General features: G+C 70.4%; 15 protein-coding genes. 6 read left to right on the top strand and 9 right to left on the bottom strand.

Going from position 1 to position 18,187, the window contains the following annotated elements; all coding sequences use genetic code 11:
• Positions 1–508 precede the first annotated feature (508 nt).
• The gene (locus tag AB3X10_RS03690; protein ID WP_369979168.1) at positions 509–2,614 is read right to left on the bottom strand and encodes a prolyl oligopeptidase family serine peptidase; all 2,106 of its coding nucleotides are present in this window, start codon (positions 2,612–2,614) and stop codon (positions 509–511) included.
• A gap of 66 nt (positions 2,615–2,680) precedes the next feature.
• Entirely contained in the window at positions 2,681–2,983 is a 303-nt protein-coding gene (locus AB3X10_RS03685; protein ID WP_369979166.1) for a hypothetical protein, read from the bottom strand.
• Positions 2,984–3,115: 132 nt separating this feature from the next.
• Between AB3X10_RS03685 and AB3X10_RS03680 the strand changes: the two genes are divergently transcribed.
• Both AB3X10_RS03680 and AB3X10_RS03675 read left to right on the top strand, forming a co-directional pair.
• Positions 3,116–3,700, top strand: a complete 585-nt coding sequence (locus AB3X10_RS03680) for a lipocalin family protein (RefSeq protein WP_369979165.1) — start codon at positions 3,116–3,118, stop codon at positions 3,698–3,700.
• Positions 3,701–4,021: 321 nt separating this feature from the next.
• Entirely contained in the window at positions 4,022–4,438 is a 417-nt protein-coding gene (locus AB3X10_RS03675) for a winged helix-turn-helix transcriptional regulator (RefSeq protein WP_369979164.1), read from the top strand.
• A gap of 92 nt (positions 4,439–4,530) precedes the next feature.
• Here AB3X10_RS03675 and AB3X10_RS03670 read toward each other — a convergent pair whose 3' ends face one another.
• Positions 4,531–5,502: a helix-turn-helix transcriptional regulator gene (locus tag AB3X10_RS03670; RefSeq protein WP_145703111.1), complete on the bottom strand. Its 972-nt coding sequence runs from the start codon at positions 5,500–5,502 to the stop codon at positions 4,531–4,533.
• A gap of 192 nt (positions 5,503–5,694) precedes the next feature.
• On the opposite strand from AB3X10_RS03670, the gene AB3X10_RS03665 reads away from it, so the two are divergent.
• The gene (locus AB3X10_RS03665; RefSeq protein WP_369979162.1) at positions 5,695–6,483 is read left to right on the top strand and encodes a DUF481 domain-containing protein; all 789 of its coding nucleotides are present in this window, start codon (positions 5,695–5,697) and stop codon (positions 6,481–6,483) included.
• 215 nt (positions 6,484–6,698) lie between these two features.
• On the opposite strand, the gene hemC is transcribed toward AB3X10_RS03665, so the two are convergent.
• From hemC to AB3X10_RS03640, 5 genes are all read right to left on the bottom strand, one after another.
• Positions 6,699–7,622 (bottom strand): hydroxymethylbilane synthase, encoded by a 924-nt coding sequence (gene hemC, locus AB3X10_RS03660; RefSeq protein ID WP_369979160.1) that lies wholly within the window; start codon positions 7,620–7,622, stop codon positions 6,699–6,701.
• A 157-nt stretch (positions 7,623–7,779) separates the two neighbouring features.
• Positions 7,780–8,508, bottom strand: coding sequence for a LytR/AlgR family response regulator transcription factor (locus AB3X10_RS03655; protein WP_369981635.1), 729 nt, complete (start codon positions 8,506–8,508; stop codon positions 7,780–7,782).
• Positions 8,509–8,631: 123 nt separating this feature from the next.
• On the bottom strand, positions 8,632–9,297 hold the full coding sequence (locus tag AB3X10_RS03650; RefSeq protein ID WP_369979158.1) for an alpha/beta hydrolase: 666 nt from the start codon (positions 9,295–9,297) through the stop codon (positions 8,632–8,634).
• A 55-nt stretch (positions 9,298–9,352) separates the two neighbouring features.
• Positions 9,353–11,284, bottom strand: coding sequence for a glucans biosynthesis glucosyltransferase MdoH (gene mdoH / locus AB3X10_RS03645; RefSeq protein WP_369979156.1), 1,932 nt, complete (start codon positions 11,282–11,284; stop codon positions 9,353–9,355).
• Between the two features lie 631 nt (positions 11,285–11,915).
• Complete coding sequence (locus AB3X10_RS03640; protein WP_369979155.1) at positions 11,916–13,214, bottom strand: two-component system sensor histidine kinase NtrB; 1,299 nt, start codon at positions 13,212–13,214, stop codon at positions 11,916–11,918.
• A 112-nt stretch (positions 13,215–13,326) separates the two neighbouring features.
• On the opposite strand from AB3X10_RS03640, the gene AB3X10_RS03635 reads away from it, so the two are divergent.
• Positions 13,327–13,701 (top strand): response regulator, encoded by a 375-nt coding sequence (locus AB3X10_RS03635; protein WP_369979154.1) that lies wholly within the window; start codon positions 13,327–13,329, stop codon positions 13,699–13,701.
• A gap of 64 nt (positions 13,702–13,765) precedes the next feature.
• On the opposite strand, the gene AB3X10_RS03630 is transcribed toward AB3X10_RS03635, so the two are convergent.
• Positions 13,766–13,990: a hypothetical protein gene (locus AB3X10_RS03630; protein WP_369979152.1), complete on the bottom strand. Its 225-nt coding sequence runs from the start codon at positions 13,988–13,990 to the stop codon at positions 13,766–13,768.
• A 372-nt stretch (positions 13,991–14,362) separates the two neighbouring features.
• On the opposite strand from AB3X10_RS03630, the gene glgA reads away from it, so the two are divergent.
• On the top strand, positions 14,363–15,937 hold the full coding sequence (glgA, locus tag AB3X10_RS03625) for a glycogen synthase GlgA (RefSeq protein ID WP_369979151.1): 1,575 nt from the start codon (positions 14,363–14,365) through the stop codon (positions 15,935–15,937).
• Positions 15,934–18,183, top strand: a complete 2,250-nt coding sequence (locus AB3X10_RS03620) for a 1,4-alpha-glucan branching enzyme (protein WP_369979150.1) — start codon at positions 15,934–15,936, stop codon at positions 18,181–18,183. The genes glgA and AB3X10_RS03620 overlap by 4 nt, the downstream gene beginning before the upstream one ends.
• Positions 18,184–18,187 lie beyond the last annotated feature (4 nt).

Below are 18,187 nucleotides of genomic sequence, written 5' to 3'. Positions count from 1 at the left end.
CGATCGCAATGACCTTGCAGACCGAAACCAAGCCCAAGATCGCCAGCGGCCACATCGCGTGACCAACGCTGCCATGGCTTTCTTTGGCTTTGGCTTTGGCTTTTGATTGTCTTCGCCTTAAAGCGAGCCGAGCACCGCAGGCGCAAGCGGCCGAAGAGGCGCCCTTGTTTGAGCGAAGCGAGTTTGGGCGCCGTCCCGAAAAAGGGATAAATGCCGCTTGCGCCGAGGAGCGCAGGGAACCGATGCGGCTTTATCGCATCGGCTCGCGTCGGCGACAGCGGTTTTGGTTACTTTTGCCAAGACAAAAGTAACTCGCGCCAAGGGCGCGAAAGCCTTTGCAGTTGCTCCGGCCTTTGCAGTTGCTCCGGCCTTTGCAGTTGCTCCGGCCTTTGCAGTTGCTCCGGCCTTTGCAGTTGCTCCGGCCCTGGGGTTACCCCGCCCTGCCAGACCTGCAAACGCCCGCACCAGAGCGCACGGGCATCCGCTGCGACTGGCCGCTACCGGGCCTTCAATCCTTCAGCCGTTCCCACAGGAAGCCATACGCCAGCGCCTGCATGTGCGCGGCCTGCGCGTTGTTGGCCGCGCCGCCGTGGCCGCCTTCGGTGTTCTCGTAGTAGCTCACGTCCTTGCCGGCGTCGATCATCTTCGCCGCCATCTTGCGCGCGTGGCCCGGGTGCACGCGGTCGTCGCGGGTGGAGGTCAGGAAGATCACCGGCGGATAGGTCTTCTTCGGGTCGAACAGGTGGTACGGGGAGAAGGACTGGATGTATTTCCAGTCGTCGGTGTCCGGGTTGCCGTACTCGGCCATCCACGAGGCGCCGGCCAGCAGGTGGCTGTAGCGCTTCATGTCCAGCAACGGCACCTGCACCACCACCGCGCCGAACAGCTGCGGGTACTGCACCAGCATGTTGCCGGCCATCAGTCCGCCATTGCTGCCGCCCTGCACGCCCAGGTGCTTGGCCGAGGTGATCTTGCGCGCGGCCAGGTCCTGCGCCACCGCGGCCATGTCCTCGTAGGCCTTGTGCCGGTTCTGCTTCAGCGCCGCCTGGTGCCAGCGCGGGCCGTACTCGCCGCCGCCGCGGATGTTGGCCAGCGCGTACACGCCGCCCTGGTCGAGCCAGGCGCGGCCGAGGCCGCCGGAATAGAACGGGGTCATCGAGATCTCGAAGCCGCCGTAGGCGTACAGCAGGGTCGGATGGCTGCCATCCAGCTTCAGTTGTTTCGGCCGGACCAGGAAGTACGGCACCTTGGTGCCGTCCTTGGACACGGCGAAGTGCTGCTCGATCTCGTCCTTGGACGCATCGAAGAAGCTCGGCATCGCCTTCAGCGCCTCGATGCTCTGCGGGCCGCGCTGCACGTCGGCCAGCATCAGCGTGGTCGGGGTCAGGAAGTCGGTGGAGGTCAGCCACACCTGCTCGCTGTCGTCGGCGTCGACCGCATCGACGCTGATGCTGCCGAAGGCCAGGTCGCCGACCGGGAACGGCGCGCGCGCCCACTCGCCCTCGCCCGGGGTCAGCACCCACAGCCGGCTCTTGACGTCGTCGAGCACGTTCAGCACCAGGTGCGACTTGGTCCACGCGAACGCCTCCAGCGAGGTGCTGTCGGTCGGCGCGAACAGCACCTGGAACGCCGGCTTGCCGGCCATGAAGTCGTCGAACCTGGCGGCCAGCAGCGCGCCGGCGGGATAGGTGGTGCCGCCCACGGTCCACGGGTCGCGCAGCTGCACGGTCAGCCATTCGCGGTGCACGCGCTTGCTGGCCGAGTTGGGCACGTCGACCTTGCGCAGGCTGCCGTCGGCGCCACGCAGGTACAGCTCGTCGTTGTAGAAGGCCAGCGTGCGGCTGACGAAATCGCGCTCGTAGCCGGGCGTGTCGTCGTGCATCGCGGCGATGTACATGTCCTCCGGCTTGCCTTCGTAGACCGGCGTGGCGCTCTGCAGCGCGGTGCCGCGCTTCCACTGCTTGACCACGCGCGGGTAGCCGGAGCTGGTCAGCGAGCCGGCGCCGAAATCGGTGTAGAGGTAGACGGTGTCGGCGTCGATCCAGCCCAGGCCGCCCTTGGCCTCGGGGCGGAAGAAGCCGTCCTTGACCCACTGCTTGCTGCCCAGGTCGAACTCGCGGGTGACGTCGGCATCGGCGCCGCCGCGCGACAGCGCGATCAGGCAGCGGCGGTAGTCCGGGCGCAGGCAGTCGGCGCCGTGCCACACCCAGTTCTCGCCCTCGGCCTTGTTCAGCGCGTCCAGGTCCAGCACCGTCTCCCACTTCGGCTCGGGCTTGCGGTACTCCTCCAGGGTGGTGCGCCGCCACAGCCCGCGCTCGTGCTCGCGGTCCTTCCACAGGTTGTAGTAGTACGGGCCGATCTTCTGCACCGCCGGGATCTTCGCGTCCGAGTCCAGCACCTCGCGGATGCCGGCCTCGCGCGCCTGGAAGCCCGGTTCCGCGGTCAGCCGCGCCTCGGTCTTGGCGTTCTGCGCCTTGACCCACTCCAGCGGCTTGGCGCCGGTGACGTCTTCGAGCCAGGCGTAGGGATCTTGGGGCATCGCGGTTTCCTTCGCCGCGGCGGTGCCGGAGACGATCAGTCCGGCGAGCAGGCAGGCATGGGCAAGAGAGGGCATGGGGCAGGTCCAGGAGAACAGCCTGGAACCGTAGCACGCAGGGCTGCGGCCCTCCCCTGCCGAAGGTCAGGCCGCGCGGCTGACCCGCCACGCCGGCGCACGCCGCCGCCGCGCCTGCACCCGGGGCCGCACCCGCGCCAGGATCCGGCGCAACGGCCGCAGCGGCAACGGGAAGCGGTGCAGCGCCCACCACGCGCTCAGCGGCATGCCCAGCAGCCACAGCGGCCGCCAGCCCAGCCATTCGCTGTGGCCGCGCGCGGCCGGCCAGACCAGGACCAGGGCCAGGCCGGCGAGCAGCGCCTGCCGCACCAGGCGGCGCAGGCCGGGGTGCGGCGCAGGGGCGGGGCGGGACGAACGGGCGATCGGCATGGCGGCGACTCCGGAGCAGGGCTGAGGCGTGCAGCCTGCCGCGCGCCCATCTCAACGGCTGCGACCCACTATTGACATCACTTTCGCCCGATACTGAGTAGCGTGTCTCTTCGAGCCTCCGGATCCTGCCATATGCGCCTGCTTTCCCTGTTCGCCTCCGTGATGTTGCTCGGCATGGCCGTTCCCCTGCCGGCGGCGCGGGCGAAATCCCCGGAGCAAGAACCCTCGCAGCAACCGCCGATCGACCTGCAGCGCTTCATGGGCCGCTGGTACGTGATCGCGCACGTGCCCTACTTCGCCGAGCGCGGCCATGTCGCCAGCAGCGACGAGTACACGCTCAAGGAGGACGGCAAGATCGCCGTGCGCTACCAGTACCGCGAGGGCTTCGACGAACCGGTCAAGGAGGTCACCTCGCGCGCCACGGTCAAGGACGGCACCGGCGACCGCCGCTGGACCACCTGGTTCTTCGCCGTGGTCCCGACCAAGTACCGCATCCTCGAGGTGGCGCCGGACTATTCCTGGGCGCTGATCGACTATCCCGGCCGCGACCTGGCCTGGGTGTTCGCGCGCAGCCCGGACATGGACCACAAGCAGTACCGCGAACTGGTCGGCAAGCTGGACCGCGACTACGGCGTCAACGTGGACAAGCTCAAGCGCGTGGCGCAGCGCCGCGATCAGGTCGGCAAGCTCGGCTTCGAAGTGCCGAGCAAGCCCTAGGGCCTGCCACTGATTCCAGAGCGGCTCGCGCCGCTCCTGCGCATGCGTCCCCACGTCGGCGCGAACACGGCAGCATGCACGTGCAGGCGTGGCCCTGCGGGTTGGGCCTGTCGGGCCGCCAGCCGGCACCGCGCGGCTCGACCCGACCGCCGGTCAGGCGCTGCGCCACACCGCGCCGGCTGGCGGCCTGGCAGACCCGACGCGACCCGCCCGGGAATCGAGGACACGGCCTGGCCGCAGCGCCGATCACCTTCCGCTCAGGGAAGCGCCGGCCGCTCCACGTATGATCGGGCCGGTCCGTCCCCCAGACAGGTGCACCGCTTGGCCAGCGTTCCTTCCGACATTCTCTGCACGGCGCCGCACGTTGCCGCCGCCGACATCCCGCGCGGCCAGGTGTTCGCGCAGAACTGCCCCTCGCGCGCCGTCCTCAGCCATGTGACCAGCCGCTGGGGCGTGCTGGTGCTGGTGGCGCTGCGCAAGGGCACGCACCGCTTCGGCGACCTGCGCCGGCGCCTGGAAGGGGTCAGCGAGAAGATGCTGTCGCAGACCCTGCAGGCGCTGGAGGCCGACGGCCTGGTGCAGCGCACCGCCTACCCCGTGGTGCCGCCGCACGTGGAATACGCGCTGACCCCGCTGGGCGAGGACGCGGCCGTGCATGTGCAGGCGCTGGTGGACTGGATCGAGACCAACATCGGCGCCATCCTGAGCGGCGGCGGCGTGCCGCTGGACCCGTTGTAGGAGCGGCTTCAGCCGCGACGGGCCATACCGATGGCGTCTGTCGCGGCTGAAGCCGCTCCTACAACGGCAGCATCGCGCCCGATGCGGGCGCGTCAGTCGTCGCTGTAGTTGCTCAGCGCCAGCGACAGCAGCGCCTTGGCCTGTTCGCGCAGCGAGCGCGGCTCGACGATTTCCGCATCCGAGCCGTAGTGCAGCACGTCCATCAGCAGCTCGCGCGAGACGCTGTACGGCACCTTCAGTTCGTAGCGGCCGTCGGCCAGGAAGCGCCCCTGCTGCTTGGAATGCCAGTGCTCGTCGGCGACCCAGCGCGCCGCCTTGGGGCTGAACACGATCGTCGCCCAGCCCTTGGGCGCGCCGGAGAAGATGCCGTAGCTGGCCGCCAGCTGCGAATCCAGTTCCTCGTCGGCCACGTCCTGCGCCGGCTGGTCGAGCAGCCGCGCCTGGTTGATGCGGTCCACCGCGAAGCTGCGCACCGCGTCGCGGCCGTGGTCCCAGGCGTCCAGGTACCAGTTGTCGCGGTAGTGGGTGATGCGCTGCGGCGACACCGTGCGCTTGGTCGACTCGTCGGTGGAGCGCGCGCGGTAATCGAACGACAGCCGCTTGCGCTCCAGCACCGCCGAGGCGACGGTGCGGAAGCTGGCCTCGTCGAGCTTGCGCCCGCGGTGCGGGATCACCCGCACCCGCTCCACCGGCCAGTGGGTGGCCCCGGCCTGCGCCGCCAGCAGGCTCTCGATGCGCTGCTGCAGCGGCGCCAGCACCGAGGACAGCACCCCGCCGCCGGTGCGCGCCAGCAATTGCTGCGAGGCCAGCAGCGCGTGCAGTTCCTCGGAACTGAGCCACAGCCCGGGCAGTTCGAAGCGGTCGCTCTCGCCGGACTCGTAGCGGAACCCGGCCTCGCCGTCGCCCTCGACCGGGGCCATCAGCGCATCGCGCAGGAACGCCAGGTCGCGGTAGACGGTGGCGCGGGAGCAGCTCAATTCGTCCTGCAGGCGCGCCACCGTGACCGGGTAGCGGGCGGACTTGAGCAGCCGGTGCAAGGCGTTGATGCGTTCGTAGCGGTCCATGGTCCCGATTATGTCCGAAGTCCGTGGCGGAAACGCGCCGCGGCCGGGCATGCGGCCGCGGCCGCGGCCGCGCGCCCGAACCGGCGATGAAGCCGGGGTCGGCGTGCGGCCGGGGCGTCATGTAGATCCGGTATGATGAAATCGTTTCCATTTCGTTAGCCGAAGGCTGCGTCCTCAACCGGAGAGAAAGCCATGCCCCGCCGCGCCACCGTAGTATCCGCCATCACCTCGTTGCTGCTGTGCACGTCTGCGGCCTGGGCCGCCGACGCGCCCGCCCCGCCGGCGGAACCGGGCAGTTCACCGTGGAGCGGCTCCGGCGAGCTGGGCTTCGCCTCTTCGCGCGGCAACAGTTCCAACGAGAGCTTCAACGGCCGGCTCAAGGGCCAGTACCTGGACGGCGACTGGATCCACAGCCTGGACCTGTTCGCGTTGCGCGCCAGCGCCGAGTACACCAACACCAACGACGACGGCAGCACCGAGCGCGTGCGCCAGACCACCTCCAACCGCTACACCGGCAGCGCCGGCAGCGCGCTGCAGCTGGGCGAACACCGCCAGCTGACCGCCTCGCTGCGCTACGAGCGCGACGATTTCGCCACCTACGACCGGCTGGCCACGATCGGCATCGGCTACGGCACGCGGATCATGGACGGCGATCACAAGAGCCTGGACGTACAGATCGGCCCCGGCGTGCGCCGCGCCCACGACGTTGAAGAGGACCGCACCGAGACCGGGCTGATCGGCCGCGGCCTGGTCGACTTCAAGTACGGCCTGACCGCCAACACCGAGCTGGCCAACACCCTGCTGGTCGAATCGGGCTCGTACAACACCTTCGCGCAGAACGACCTGGGCATCTCGGTCAGCATGAACTCGCGGCTGGCGCTGAAGGCCGGCTGGCAGGCGCGCCACAACAGCGATGTCAGCGACGACAAGAAGAAGACCGATACGCTGACCACGATGAACGTGGTCTACAAGTTCAAGTAGCCGGGATTGGGGATTCGGGATTGGGGATTCGCCACGGCGCTGCCGCTCGGGGCCGGGATTGGATTCGACCCGCGCGTTTCGGATGACCGCGTTTTGTAGGAGCGGCTTCAGCCGCGACAGGCCTTACCGATAGGTTCTGTCGCGGCTGAAGCCGCTCCTACAGGTTTGCTGCCTGCGGATTTGTCCGAAGGCAACGGCCGCCCGGGCCGGGCCGCTCACGCCGGCAGGTGCAGCTCCAGCAGTTCGCGCGCGCCGGCGCCCAGCAGCGCGTCGGCCACCTCCTGGCCCAGCGCCTGCGGGTCCTGCGCGCTGCGCTGCAGGTCGGCGCGCACCAGGCGGCCGTCGGCGACCCCGCCGACCATGCCCTGCAGCAGCAGGTCGTCGCCCTGCCATTGCGCGAACGCGGCCACCGGCACGTGGCAGCTGCCGTGCAGCGCGCGGTTCATCGCCCGCTCGGCTTCCACGCAGCGGCGGGTCGGCGCATCGTCGAGCGCGGCGAACAGGCCCAGCGCCGCCGCGTCGTCGCCACGGCACTCCACCGCGATGGCGCCCTGCGCCGGCGCCGGCAGCCAGTCCGGGGCGTGCAGGCGCTGGGTGATGCGCGCCTCCAGGCCCAGCCGCTGCAGCCCGGCGCAGGCCAGCACGATGCCGTCGTAGCCGCCGTTGTCGAGCTTGGCCAGGCGCGTGTTGACGTTGCCGCGCAGGTCCAGCAGCTGCAGGTCCGGGCGCCGCGCGCGCAGTTGCGCCTGCCGGCGCAGCGACGAGGTGCCGACCCGCGCGCCCAGCGGCAGCGCCTCCAGCGACGCATACAGATTGGACACCAGCGCGTCGGCCGGGTCGGCACGGGCCAGGATCGCCGGCAGCACGAACGGCGGGTCCAGCTCCATCGGCACGTCCTTGAGCGAATGCACCGCGCAGTCGGCCTCGCCGCGCAGCATCGCCAGCTCCAGTTCCTTCAGGAACAGGCCCTTGCCGCCGATCGCCGCCAGCGAGCGGTCCAGCACCTCGTCGCCGCGGGTGCTCATCGGCACCAGCACCACGTCCAGCTGCGGATGCGCCTGGCGCAGGCGTTCGGCGACATGCTCGCTCTGCCACAGGGCGAGCGGACTCTTGCGGGTAGCGATGCGCAGGATCTTCATGCGCCCATTATCGCGGAAAGCGCCGCCACCGGCCGCTGCCGCGAAGGCCTACGGCCGCGGCCAGTCGCCCCGCTTCCACAGGCGCACGCCCATGCACTCCACATCCCAAAGCCGAACGGCGACGCATCCCCAATCCCGAATCCCGAATCCCGGCCCCTCAGAGATGACGGATCTCCTGCCGCAACTGCGCCACGCAGCGCCGGCTCACTTCCAGCGGCTGCTTGGCATGGCGCAGGACCGCATGCACCTGGCCCTCGCCGAGGCGCCGCAGCTCGACCAGTTCGTGGCGCGCGACCAGGCAGTTGCGGTGGATGCGCACGAAGCGTTCGGCGAATTCCTCTTCCAGCGACTTCAGCGACTCCTCGATCAGGTCCTCGCCGCGCGCATGGTGCACCACCACGTACTTTTCCTCGGCCTGCAGGTAGTGGATGTCGTCGACCGGGATCAGGCGCAGGCTGCCGCGCAGCCGCGCGCACAGATGGCTGCGGCGCTGCGCCGGCGGCAGCGCCGCGGCGCTGCCGCGGCCGGCCATGAAGGTGCGCGCGCGTTCCAGCGCCGCCGCCAGCCGCTCGGCGCGCACCGGTTTCATCAGGTAGTCGATCGCCGCGGCCTCGAACGCGGACAGCGCGTGCGCATCGTAGGCGGTGCAGAACACCACCGCCGGCCGCGGCTCGAAGCTGGCCAGGTGGCGCGCGGTCTCCAGGCCGTCGACGCCGGGCATGGCGATGTCCAGCAGCACCAGATCCGGGCGCAATTCGGCGCAGGCGCGCAGCGTCTCCAGGCCGTTGCCGGCCTCGGCCACCACCTCGACGCCGGCATGCTCGGCCAGCAGCGCGCGCAGGCGCTCGCGTGCCAAGGGTTCGTCGTCGGCGATCACCACCTTCACGTACGTCACCTCAGTGGGCTGGAGCGCGGTCTCGCCGCATAGTAGCCCCGCTGCCGGCGGGCCGTCATCCGCGCCGCCGCGTGGACCGCCCCGGACCCGGCACGCGCGGCGAAGCGCCGCGGCTCAGCCGGCGGCGAAGCGCGCGCTCATCCACTCGCGCAGATCGGCGATCTCCTCGGCGCAGACCTGGTGCGCCATCGGATAGCGCCGCCACTGCACCGGCATGCCCAATGCCTGCAGCGCCTGCGCGGTCTGCTCGGCGTACGGCTGCGGGATCACCGGATCGCCCTGGCCATGGGCCATGAACAGCGGCTGCGACAGCGCCGCCGGCGCATGCCAGCGGGCGACGTCGGCCACCTCCGGCAGGTAGGTGGACAGGGCGATCAACCCGGCCAGCGGCCGTTCGCGGCGCAGGCCGGTGGCCAGGGCGATGGCGCCGCCCTGCGAGAAACCGGCCAGCAGCAGGCGCTCGGCGGGCACGCCGCGCGCGTGCTCGCGCGCGATCAGTTCCTCGATCTGCGCGACCGAGGCGGCGACGCCGGCGCTGTCGGCGCGGTTGGCGAAATCCGGGCTGACGATGTCGTACCAGGCACGCATGCGCACGCCGTTGTTGATCGTCACCGCGCGCACCGGCGCATGCGGGAACACGAAACGCAACGCCGGCCAGTCCGGCCGCGCCAGTTCCGGCACCAGCGGCGCGAAGTCGTGGCCGTCGGCGCCGAGCCCGTGCAGCCACAGGACGGTCCAGGCCGGCGAGGCGGCGGTTTCGTGTTCTACGGTTTCCAGCATGCGCGGCGTCCCCATCGAGATGGGGCGCATTATGCCTGCCGCGTCCGCCGCCGGGTCAGCTCGCGGCGCGGCGCGCAGCGGCGGCGCGGCGCAATTCGCCCGCACGCAGCAACACCGCCGGCGGCTTCTGTTCTTCGGGGATGGCCAGGATGCGCAGCTGGCGCAGCCACAACCCGGCCGCGCGCGAGGAACTCACCGCGACCACCGGGATCGCCAGCGCCATGCCGATCACCACCGGCGCCATCCACGCCGCCAGCGACGGCGACACCACATACGCCATCGCGCCCATCATCAGCCCGAACGCGCTGAGTCCGCCGTAGCTGCGCGCCAACGCCAGCCACGACAGGCGGCCGTCGTCGCGCTGCTGCGCATCCCAGCCCGAATCCTTGCCGGCCAGCACTTCGGCCACGCCGCGCGACTGCACGTACATCACCACCGGCGCCATCAGCGCCGCCAGCACGGTTTCCAGCAGCATGCTCAGCAGCGCGCGCAGCGCACCGCCGCAGCCGCGCCGCTCCTCCGGCTTCAGCAACATGGCGAAGTAGCCCAGCACCTTCGGCGCCAGCAGCACGAACATGGTCACCGCGAACACCCAGAACACCCGGGTCGAGTCCTGCTGGTGCCAGTAGCGCGCCGGCGAGAACGGGGACACCACCGAGGCGACCAGGTCGAAGCCATCGCCCTGCAGCGGGATCGCGATGCCGATCAGCATCAGCAAGCCCCACATCGGCGCGGTGAAGTAATGGCCGATGCCGATCATCATGTGCATGCGGCTGATCCAGTGCAGGCCGCGCGCGAAGACCACCTTGGAATGCTGCAGGTTGCCCTGGCACCAGCGGCGGTCGCGCACCAGCAGGTCGGTCAGCGTCGGCGGGCCTTCTTCGTAGCTGCCCTGCAGGTACGGCACCATGTGCGTGGCCCAGCCGCCGCGGCGCATCAGCGCGGCCTCGACGAAATCGTGGCTGAGCACGTGGCCGCCGAACGGCTTGCGCCCGCGCAACGCCGGCAGGCCGGCCTGTTCGGCGAAGGCCTGGGTGCGGATCACCGCGTTGTGGCCCCAGTAGTTGCTTTCCGCGCCATGCCACCAGGCCACGCCGTAGGCGATCACCGGGCCGTAGACGCGGCCGCCGAACTGCTGCATGCGCGCGAACACGCTGTTGCCGTTGACCACTTCCGGCAAGGTCTGGATCAGGCCGACATCGGGATTGGCTTCCATCCCCGCGACCAGGCGCACGATGGTCTCGCCGGTCATCAGGCTGTCGGCGTCCAGGATCAGCATCTGCGGGTAGGCGCCGCCGAACCGGCGCACCCAGTCGGCGATGTTGCCGGCCTTGCGCTCGGCGTTGTCGGCACGGCGCCGGTAGTAGATGCGGCCGTGGCCGCCGGTGCGCGCGACCAGGTCGGCGTAGACCTGTTCCTCCTCGGCGCCGACCGCGGCGCGGGTGGTGTCGCTGAGGATGAAGAAATCGAAGTGCTCGAGCTGGCCGGTGGCCTCGACCGATTCGTAGATCGCCTGCAGGCCGGCCATCAGTCGGTGCGGGTCCTCGTTGTAGGTGGGCATCAGCAACGCGGTGCGGCTGCGCACGTTCGGCAGCGGCGCGTCCGGATCGATGCCGAGCTTGCGCCCGCCGCCGAACACCAGGGTCACGAATCCGGCCAGCGCGCTGACGAACGAAAACGCGATCCACGCGAACAGCGGAATGAACAAGGCCATCAGGCAGCCTTCGAGCACGCTGACGCCGCCGATCAGCAACACCTTGCCGATCAGCACGCTGGCGTAGGCGGTCATCAGCGCGGTGCTGCCGAACACGTACAGCCGCCGCCAGAACATGCCGGGCGGCGTGGTGGGCAGGCGCTTGTTGCGCAGCCTGCCTTCGCGCAGCGACTGCACCGGCATCGGCAATGGCGCCTCGGGCGGCAGCACCGCGTGACCGGCATCGAGGGAAGCGGATTCGGGCAGGGCCGGTGTGGGGGCGACCATGCTCATGCGTTCCGCCAGCCTCGTCGGACAGCGCACCGCCGCGACCTGGACTGTCCGCACGGGCGCGCCAGCGCGCGCCCTGGCGCCATTGCCGGCGCCGTGTTGCTGTGATTGCCACTCGTACCCACGTTCTCTCCTGTCGGGCGGGCAAAATACGGCCGCCACTGTAAACCCTAAATAGTAAGCTTTCGCGAAGATCGCCGAGCGCGCGACGGCGACCGCGGCGGCAGGTTCGTTCAGTCATTCGGCAACGCCGATCCGCGTGCGCGGCGCACGGCAAACATGCATTGCGCTCCGCAACGAGGCGGAGCGACGGCGCGCATCGCCCCGGCTGCCGGCGATGCGCCGCCCATCCAGCGGCCCTCGCGCACCGAAGGTCGCGTTACCTCACCGCTGCGGGCGCCATGCCTGCACCGACGTCCCGATACCGACGCGAGACCGCGATGGAGGACGGTGAAGCCCTGGCCCGGTCCATTGCCCGGGAACGCCGGTTGCCGGTTTCGACGCGCCGCCGCCGCGGATGGCCGACCGCATGCAGCGCGCAGCGCCCTGCGCGATTGCAGCCGTTGCGACGGCTACGCCATGCGTGCGCGGTCAGCCCGCGCGGGCTGTGCTGCCGACACGCCAGGCCGCCGGCTCAGGCCGGCGACGGCAGCGCCGCGCTGTCGCCGGACTCGCCCGGCGGCGCCTCGGCGACATAGGGGAACGCCAGGGTGATGGTGGTGCCGCGCCCCAGCTCGGAGTCCACGTCGACGAAGCCGCCAGCCTGGCGCACCAGGCCATAGACCTGGGCCAGGCCCAGGCCGGTGCCCTTGCCCTCGGGCTTGGTGGTGAAGTACGCCTCGAACAGCCGCGACTTGGTGTCCTCGGACATGCCCTCGCCCTGATCGCTGACCGACAGGGTCACGTAGCGGCCCGGCTGGCGCATCGCCACGGCCTGCGCCGGCGGCACCTGCAGGTTGCCGCAGCGGATCGAGACCAGGTCGCCGGGGCGGCAGGCGTCGCGCGCGTTCAAGGCCAGGTTGAGCACCGCCTGCTCGACCGAGCTGCGGTCGGCATAGGTGGTGGCGCCGCCGGCGAGGTTGGTCAGCTGCAGCTTCATTTCTCCGCCCAGCGCCTGCGCCAGCAACGGCTGCATCTGCGCGACCACCTCGCACAGGTCCAGCCACTGCGGCTTGACCGGATGCGCGCGGGCGAAGCCGAGCAGGCGCCGGGTCATCCGCGCGCCATGCTGCAGGGCATCGCCGGCGATGCCGAGCAGCTTGCGCTGGTCCGGCTGCAGCCGCTGCGGATGCTCGGCCACCATGCTCACCGAGGTCATCGCGGTCTGCAGCATGTTGTTGAAGTCGTGGACGATGCCGGCCAGCATCTGCCCGATCGCCTCGCCTTTCTGCGCCTGGGTCATCGCCCGCTCGGCGACGCGTTGCGCGGCCAGGGCGATGTCCAGTTGCCCGCGCAGCTGGGTATGTTCGGCCTGCAATTGCTGCCGTCCCAGCGCCTCGCTGGCGGCCGGCGGCGAGACGGCGACGGCGGCTTGCGGCAAGTCGCCCAGGGTGCGCAGGGCTTCCTCGATCTGGCGGTGCTGGGTGACGTCGCGGCTGATCACCAGCACGCTTTCCACTTCGGCCTCGGCGTTGGTCAGCGGGCTGGCCAGCACGTGCCACCAGCGCGGCCGGCCATCGAGGGTGGCGCAATGCGCCCAGAATTCGTACTGCTCGTTGCGCAGCGCGGTGGCCAGCGCCATTTCCGCCAGCGGCCGCGTGTCCTCCGGCCACAGCGCCACCCACTCGCGGCCGACGATGCACTTGGGCTCGGTCACGCCCAGCAGGCCCAGGCCGCGGGTGTTGATCGAACGCACGACGCCGTCGCGGCCGATCTCCTTGATGCAGTCGTGCGAGAGTTCGACGACCTGTCGATAGCGGGCGTGGGTGGACAAGCTGCGTCTCGCGATGGGTAGGCTCAGCATATCGGCATCACTGCAGCGTCACCAGCGCTTCACTGCCGAATCGTGAAGCTGCAGGCACTGGAAACAAGGCGGTATCAGCATTATGCGTCGCAGTTGCGATTTCACCACCATTCTTCTGGTGGAGGACGACCAGACGATCCGCGAACTGGCCAGAATGATGCTCGACGCCGACGGCTACCGCGTGCTGTCCGCCGGCAACGCACAGGAAGCACTGGCCGTGCTCGAGCGGCATCCCGATGTGGACCTGATCTTCAGCGACGTGCAGATGCCCGGCGGCGACGGCATGACCATGGTGCGCGAACTGCGCCGCCGCGCGGTCACCATCCCCGCCCTGCTCACCTCCGGCATGAAGAACCCCGACACCGGGACGCTGCCGGCGCACACCGACTTCCTGTCCAAACCCTACAGCCATGCCGGCCTGCTGGCGGCGCTGCAACGCCTGCAGCCAACGCACTAGCGCGCCCGGCCACGCGGCTCGGCGCACCGCCTGCACGCGCGGGCGTGCGGCAGCACGTGGCGGCTCAGCCGAACACCAATTTTCCGTACTGCACCGAACGGATCGCCGCCAGGCGCGTGGCGACGAAGTGTTCGCCGGCGCGGACATCGCCGAAGTACACCCCGTCGAACGCATGCCGGCCCAGCACCGCGCCATCGCCGTCGGAGATGCGGATCTGCGGCAGCAGCATGCCGTCCGCGGCCGCGGCCAGGACCGCGTCCAGCACGAAGCCGTCCAGTTCGCGTCGCATCCGTTGTGCCGATTGATCCATGCCGGCATTGCAGCACAGGCCCGATGAAGACAGCACAACCTGCGCATTCACGCGGTCGGGCGCGGCGGACGGCGGGATCGGAAACGAAGCTAAACGGTTCATGGGCGCCTGCGGCGTGATGCCGCCTGGATTGCGGCCAAATCACTATGCGGTAACCGTCGCGGCGCAACGTAGACAAGGCATCCGCTTCACGCCCCTTTTATTGCCTCGTTCGTACATTATTGAACAGGCGCTGACCCGCCGGTTCAGCTTCACTTCTTCGCATTTGGTTTCACGTCGCGCGCCCGTTACGGATGCGCGACGGCAATCGCTTTCCGTGTGCCCCGTCCCCCCCTCCCCGACGGAACCGCCATGTCGCCCCCAACGCTCGCCGATCTGCCCGATAGACAACGCGATACCCACCCGGTCCTGCTGCGCGCGCCCCGGCGCCGCCACCGCGACGCGCGCGGACGCTTCATCCGCAGCGCCGAGGTCACCGTCAAGCTGCAACCGGCGCCGCGCCGCGCCAGCCTGTTCGTGACCTCGGAGATGGCCGACTTCATCAAGGCCGGCGGCCTCGGCGACGTGGCCGCGGCGCTGCCGCGCGCGCTGCGCGACAGCTGCGACATCCGCGTGCTGATCCCCGGCTACCCGGCGGTGCTGCGCAAGACCGGCCCGCTGCAGATCGTCGGCCAGATCGCCGCGCATGCCGGCCTGCCGGCCTGCGCGCTGGGCCGCGCCGACCGCCCCGACGGCCTGTGCGTGTACGTGCTGCTGTGCCCGCAGCTGTTCGAGCGCCAGGGTTCGCCGTACGTGTCCAGCGAAGGCCGCGACTGGGAAGACAACGCGCTGCGCTTCGCCACGCTGTCGCACGCCGCCGCGCAGATCGCCGGCGGCCGCGCCGGGCTGGACTGGAATCCGGACCTGCTGCACCTCAACGACTGGCCGTGCGCGCTGGCCGCCGCCTACGTGCGCTGGTCGGGTGGCCGCACGCCGTGCCTGCTGACCATCCACAACCTGGCCTACCAGGGCTTGTTCCCGTATGCGATGGCGGGCGCGCTGGGCATCCCGGGCGAAGGCCTGCAGGACCTGGAGTTCTACGGGCAGATGTCGTTCCTGCGCGCCGGCATCGTCCACGCCGACCACATCAACACGGTCAGCGTCAGCTACGCCGCGCAGATCACCGGCCCGGCGCAGGGCTGCGGCCTGGACGCGCTGCTCGCCCGGCATGCCGCCAGCGGCCGCCTCAGCGGCATCGTCAACGGCATCGACGCCAGCTGGGATCCGCGCACCGACGATCACCTGCATACCCATTTCGGCATCGACCAGGTCCAGGGCAAGCGCGACAACGCCGCCCAGGTGCGCCGCGCGTTCGGCCTGATCGACAGCGACGGCCCGCTGTTCGCGGTGGTGTCGCGGCTGGTGCACCAGAAAGGCCTGGACATGATCTGCGAGGTGGCGCCGCAGATCGTCGCCGCCGGCGGCCAGATCGTGGTGATCGGCGGCGGCGAGCCGCAGATCGAGCAGGCGGTGGCGGCGCTGGCGCGGCGCTTCCCCGGCCACGTCGGCGCCTACATCGGCTTCGAGGAGCGGCTGGCGCGGCGCATGTTCGCCGGCTCGGACTTCCTGCTGATGCCCTCGCGCTTCGAGCCCTGCGGGCTGAGCCAGATGTACGCGCAGCGCTTCGGCAGCCTGCCGATCGCGCACGCCACCGGCGGCCTGATCGACACCGTGGACGACGGCGTGACCGGCTTCCTGTTCGAGGAGCCGTCCGCCGACGGCCTGCGCCGCTGCCTGCAGCGGGTGTTCCGCACCTTCCGCCTGCCCGGCCTGCTGCAGGCGATGCGCCGCGCGGCGATGCTGCGGCCCAGCGGCTGGGATCTGGCCGGGCGCAAGTACATGGCCCTGTACGACCGCACTGCGACCCCGTCTCCGGCGGTGGCATGAGCGAACGGGAACAGGCGCCGGACGCGATCCCGGTGTGGGACGCGCCGCTGGAAGCGGCGAACGACGAACGCGAGCGGCTGGCGCTGCAGGCGCTGGCCCGCGGCGAGGCGGTGGACGCCTTCGCCTGGCTGGGTCCGCATGCCGATGCGCACGGCGCGGTCCGGGTGCGCGCGCTGGTGCCGGGCGCCGACGCGCTGGGCCTGCTCGACGGCAACGGCAAGCTGGTGGCGCGGATGCGCCCCCACGCGCAGGCCGAGGGCCTGTTCGAAGGCGAACTGAAGACAGACACCGGGTACCGGCTGCGCATCGTGTGGCCGGATTCCGTGCAGGAAATCGACGATCCCTACGCGTTCGGCCCGGTGCTGGACGAGGCCTGGCTGCAAGGCATGGCCGAGGGCGACGGCGCCGCATTGCGCACCGCGCTGGGCGCGCACCACGCGCGCGTCGGCAACGTCGACGGGGTGCGCTTCGCGGTGTGGGCGCCGCATGCGCGGCGGGTCGCGCTGGTCGGCGATTTCAACGGCTGGGACGGCCGCCGCCATCCGCTGCGCCTGCATCGCGAGGCCGGCGTGTGGGAACTGTTCGTGCCCGGGCTGCGCGGCGGCGAGCACTACCAGTACGAGATCCTCGACGCCGACGGCACGCCGCTGCCGCGCAAGGCCGACCCGGTCGCGCGGCACAGCACGCGCGCGCCGGACACCGCCTCGGTGGTGCCCGGCGCCGCCGACGTCGCCTGGCACGATTCAGAATGGCTGGCGCAGCGCGAGGCGCGCGCCGGCGCCGCGCAGCCGATGAGCATCTACGAGCTGCACGCAGGTTCCTGGCGCCACGACGCGCACGGCCAGCCGCTGCAGTGGGATGCGCTGGCCGCGCAGCTGATTCCCTACGTGCAGGAACTGGGCTTCACCCATATCGAGCTGTTGCCGATCACCGAGTACCCGTTCGGCGGCTCCTGGGGCTACCAGCCGCTGGGCCTGTACGCGCCGACCGCGCGGCATGGCGACGCGGACGGGTTCGCGCGCTTCGTCGATGCCTGCCACCAGGCCGGGATCGGGGTGATCCTGGACTGGGTCAGCGCGCACTTCCCCGACGACGCGCACGGCCTGCAGCGCTTCGACGGCACCGCGCTGTACGAGCATGCCGATCCGCGCGAAGGCGTGCACCGCGAGTGGAACACGCTGATCTACAACTACGGCCGCGCCGAAGTGGTCGCCTACCTGATCGGCAGCGCGCTGGAATGGATCGAGCGCTTCCACGTCGACGGCCTGCGCGTGGATGCGGTGGCCTCGATGCTGTACCGCGACTACGGCCGCAACGAAGGCGAGTGGGTGCCCAACGCGCAGGGCGGGCGCGAGAACCTGGAGGCGATCGCGTTCCTGCGCCGGCTCAACGCCGAGATCGCGCAGCGCTTTCCCGGGGTGCGGGTGATCGCCGAGGAATCCACCGCCTGGCCGGGCGTGACCGCGCCGCCGGAACAGGGCGGACTGGGCTTCAGCCACAAGTGGAACATGGGCTGGATGCACGACACGCTGAGCTACATGCGGCGCGACCCGATCCACCGCCAGCACCACCACAGCGAGATGAGCTTCGGCCTGGTGTACGCGTTCTCCGAGCACTTCGTGCTGCCGCTGTCGCACGACGAGGTCGTGCACGGCAAGGGTTCGCTGCTGGCGAAGATGCCCGGCGACACCTGGCAGCGCTTCGCCAACCTGCGCGCCTACCTGGCCTTCATGTGGGCGCACCCGGGACGCAAGCTGCTGTTCATGGGCGGCGAATTCGCGCAGTGGCAGGAATGGGACCACGACCGCGCGCTGGACTGGGCGCAGGCGCAACGCCCGGAGCACCGCGGCGTGGCGCGGCTGGTCGGCGACCTCAACCGCCAGCTGCGCGCGCTGCCGGCGCTGTACCGCGGCGACCGCGCCGCGGACGGCTTCGAATGGAGCGTGGCCGACGACCATCGCAACAGCGTGTTCGCCTTCGTGCGCCACGACCGCGCCGGCGGCGCGCCGCCACTGCTGGCGGTGAGCAACTTCACCCCGACCGTGCACCACGACTACCGCCTCGGCGTACCACGGGGCGGACAGTGGCGCGAGATCCTCAACACCGACAGCGGCCATTACGGCGGCTCCAACCAGGGCAACGGCGGCGCCTTGCGCAGCATTGCGCAGCCGATGCACGGGCATGCGCAATCGCTGGCGCTGACCCTGCCGCCGCTGTCCACCCTCTGGTTGCAAGCGGAGCATTGAATTG

Source organism: Xanthomonas sp. DAR 80977 (assembly GCF_041240605.1).
Taxonomy (GTDB): domain Bacteria; phylum Pseudomonadota; class Gammaproteobacteria; order Xanthomonadales; family Xanthomonadaceae; genus Xanthomonas_A; species Xanthomonas_A bundabergensis.
The sequence above is the reverse complement of the archived record's forward strand: the minus strand, read 5'-3'. Positions and strand labels throughout refer to the sequence as shown.

Bases quoted from the DNA above. Each gene is read 5' to 3' on its own strand.
- AB3X10_RS03685 (WP_369979166.1), bottom strand. From the start codon at position 2,983: ATGCCGATCGCCCGTTCGTCCCGCCCCGCCCCTGCGCCGCACCCCGGC.
- AB3X10_RS03690 (WP_369979168.1), bottom strand. From the start codon at position 2,614: ATGCCCTCTCTTGCCCATGCCTGCCTGCTCGCCGGACTGATCGTCTCC.
- AB3X10_RS03635 (WP_369979154.1), top strand. From the start codon at position 13,327: ATGCGTCGCAGTTGCGATTTCACCACCATTCTTCTGGTGGAGGACGAC.
- AB3X10_RS03665 (WP_369979162.1), top strand. From the start codon at position 5,695: ATGCCCCGCCGCGCCACCGTAGTATCCGCCATCACCTCGTTGCTGCTG.
- hemC (WP_369979160.1), bottom strand. From the start codon at position 7,622: ATGAAGATCCTGCGCATCGCTACCCGCAAGAGTCCGCTCGCCCTGTGG.
- AB3X10_RS03630 (WP_369979152.1), bottom strand. From the start codon at position 13,990: ATGCGACGCGAACTGGACGGCTTCGTGCTGGACGCGGTCCTGGCCGCG.
- AB3X10_RS03670 (WP_145703111.1), bottom strand. From the start codon at position 5,502: ATGGACCGCTACGAACGCATCAACGCCTTGCACCGGCTGCTCAAGTCC.
- AB3X10_RS03650 (WP_369979158.1), bottom strand. From the start codon at position 9,297: ATGCTGGAAACCGTAGAACACGAAACCGCCGCCTCGCCGGCCTGGACC.
- AB3X10_RS03680 (WP_369979165.1), top strand. From the start codon at position 3,116: ATGCGCCTGCTTTCCCTGTTCGCCTCCGTGATGTTGCTCGGCATGGCC.
- AB3X10_RS03620 (WP_369979150.1), top strand. From the start codon at position 15,934: ATGAGCGAACGGGAACAGGCGCCGGACGCGATCCCGGTGTGGGACGCG.
- mdoH (WP_369979156.1), bottom strand. From the start codon at position 11,284: ATGAGCATGGTCGCCCCCACACCGGCCCTGCCCGAATCCGCTTCCCTC.
- glgA (WP_369979151.1), top strand. From the start codon at position 14,363: ATGTCGCCCCCAACGCTCGCCGATCTGCCCGATAGACAACGCGATACC.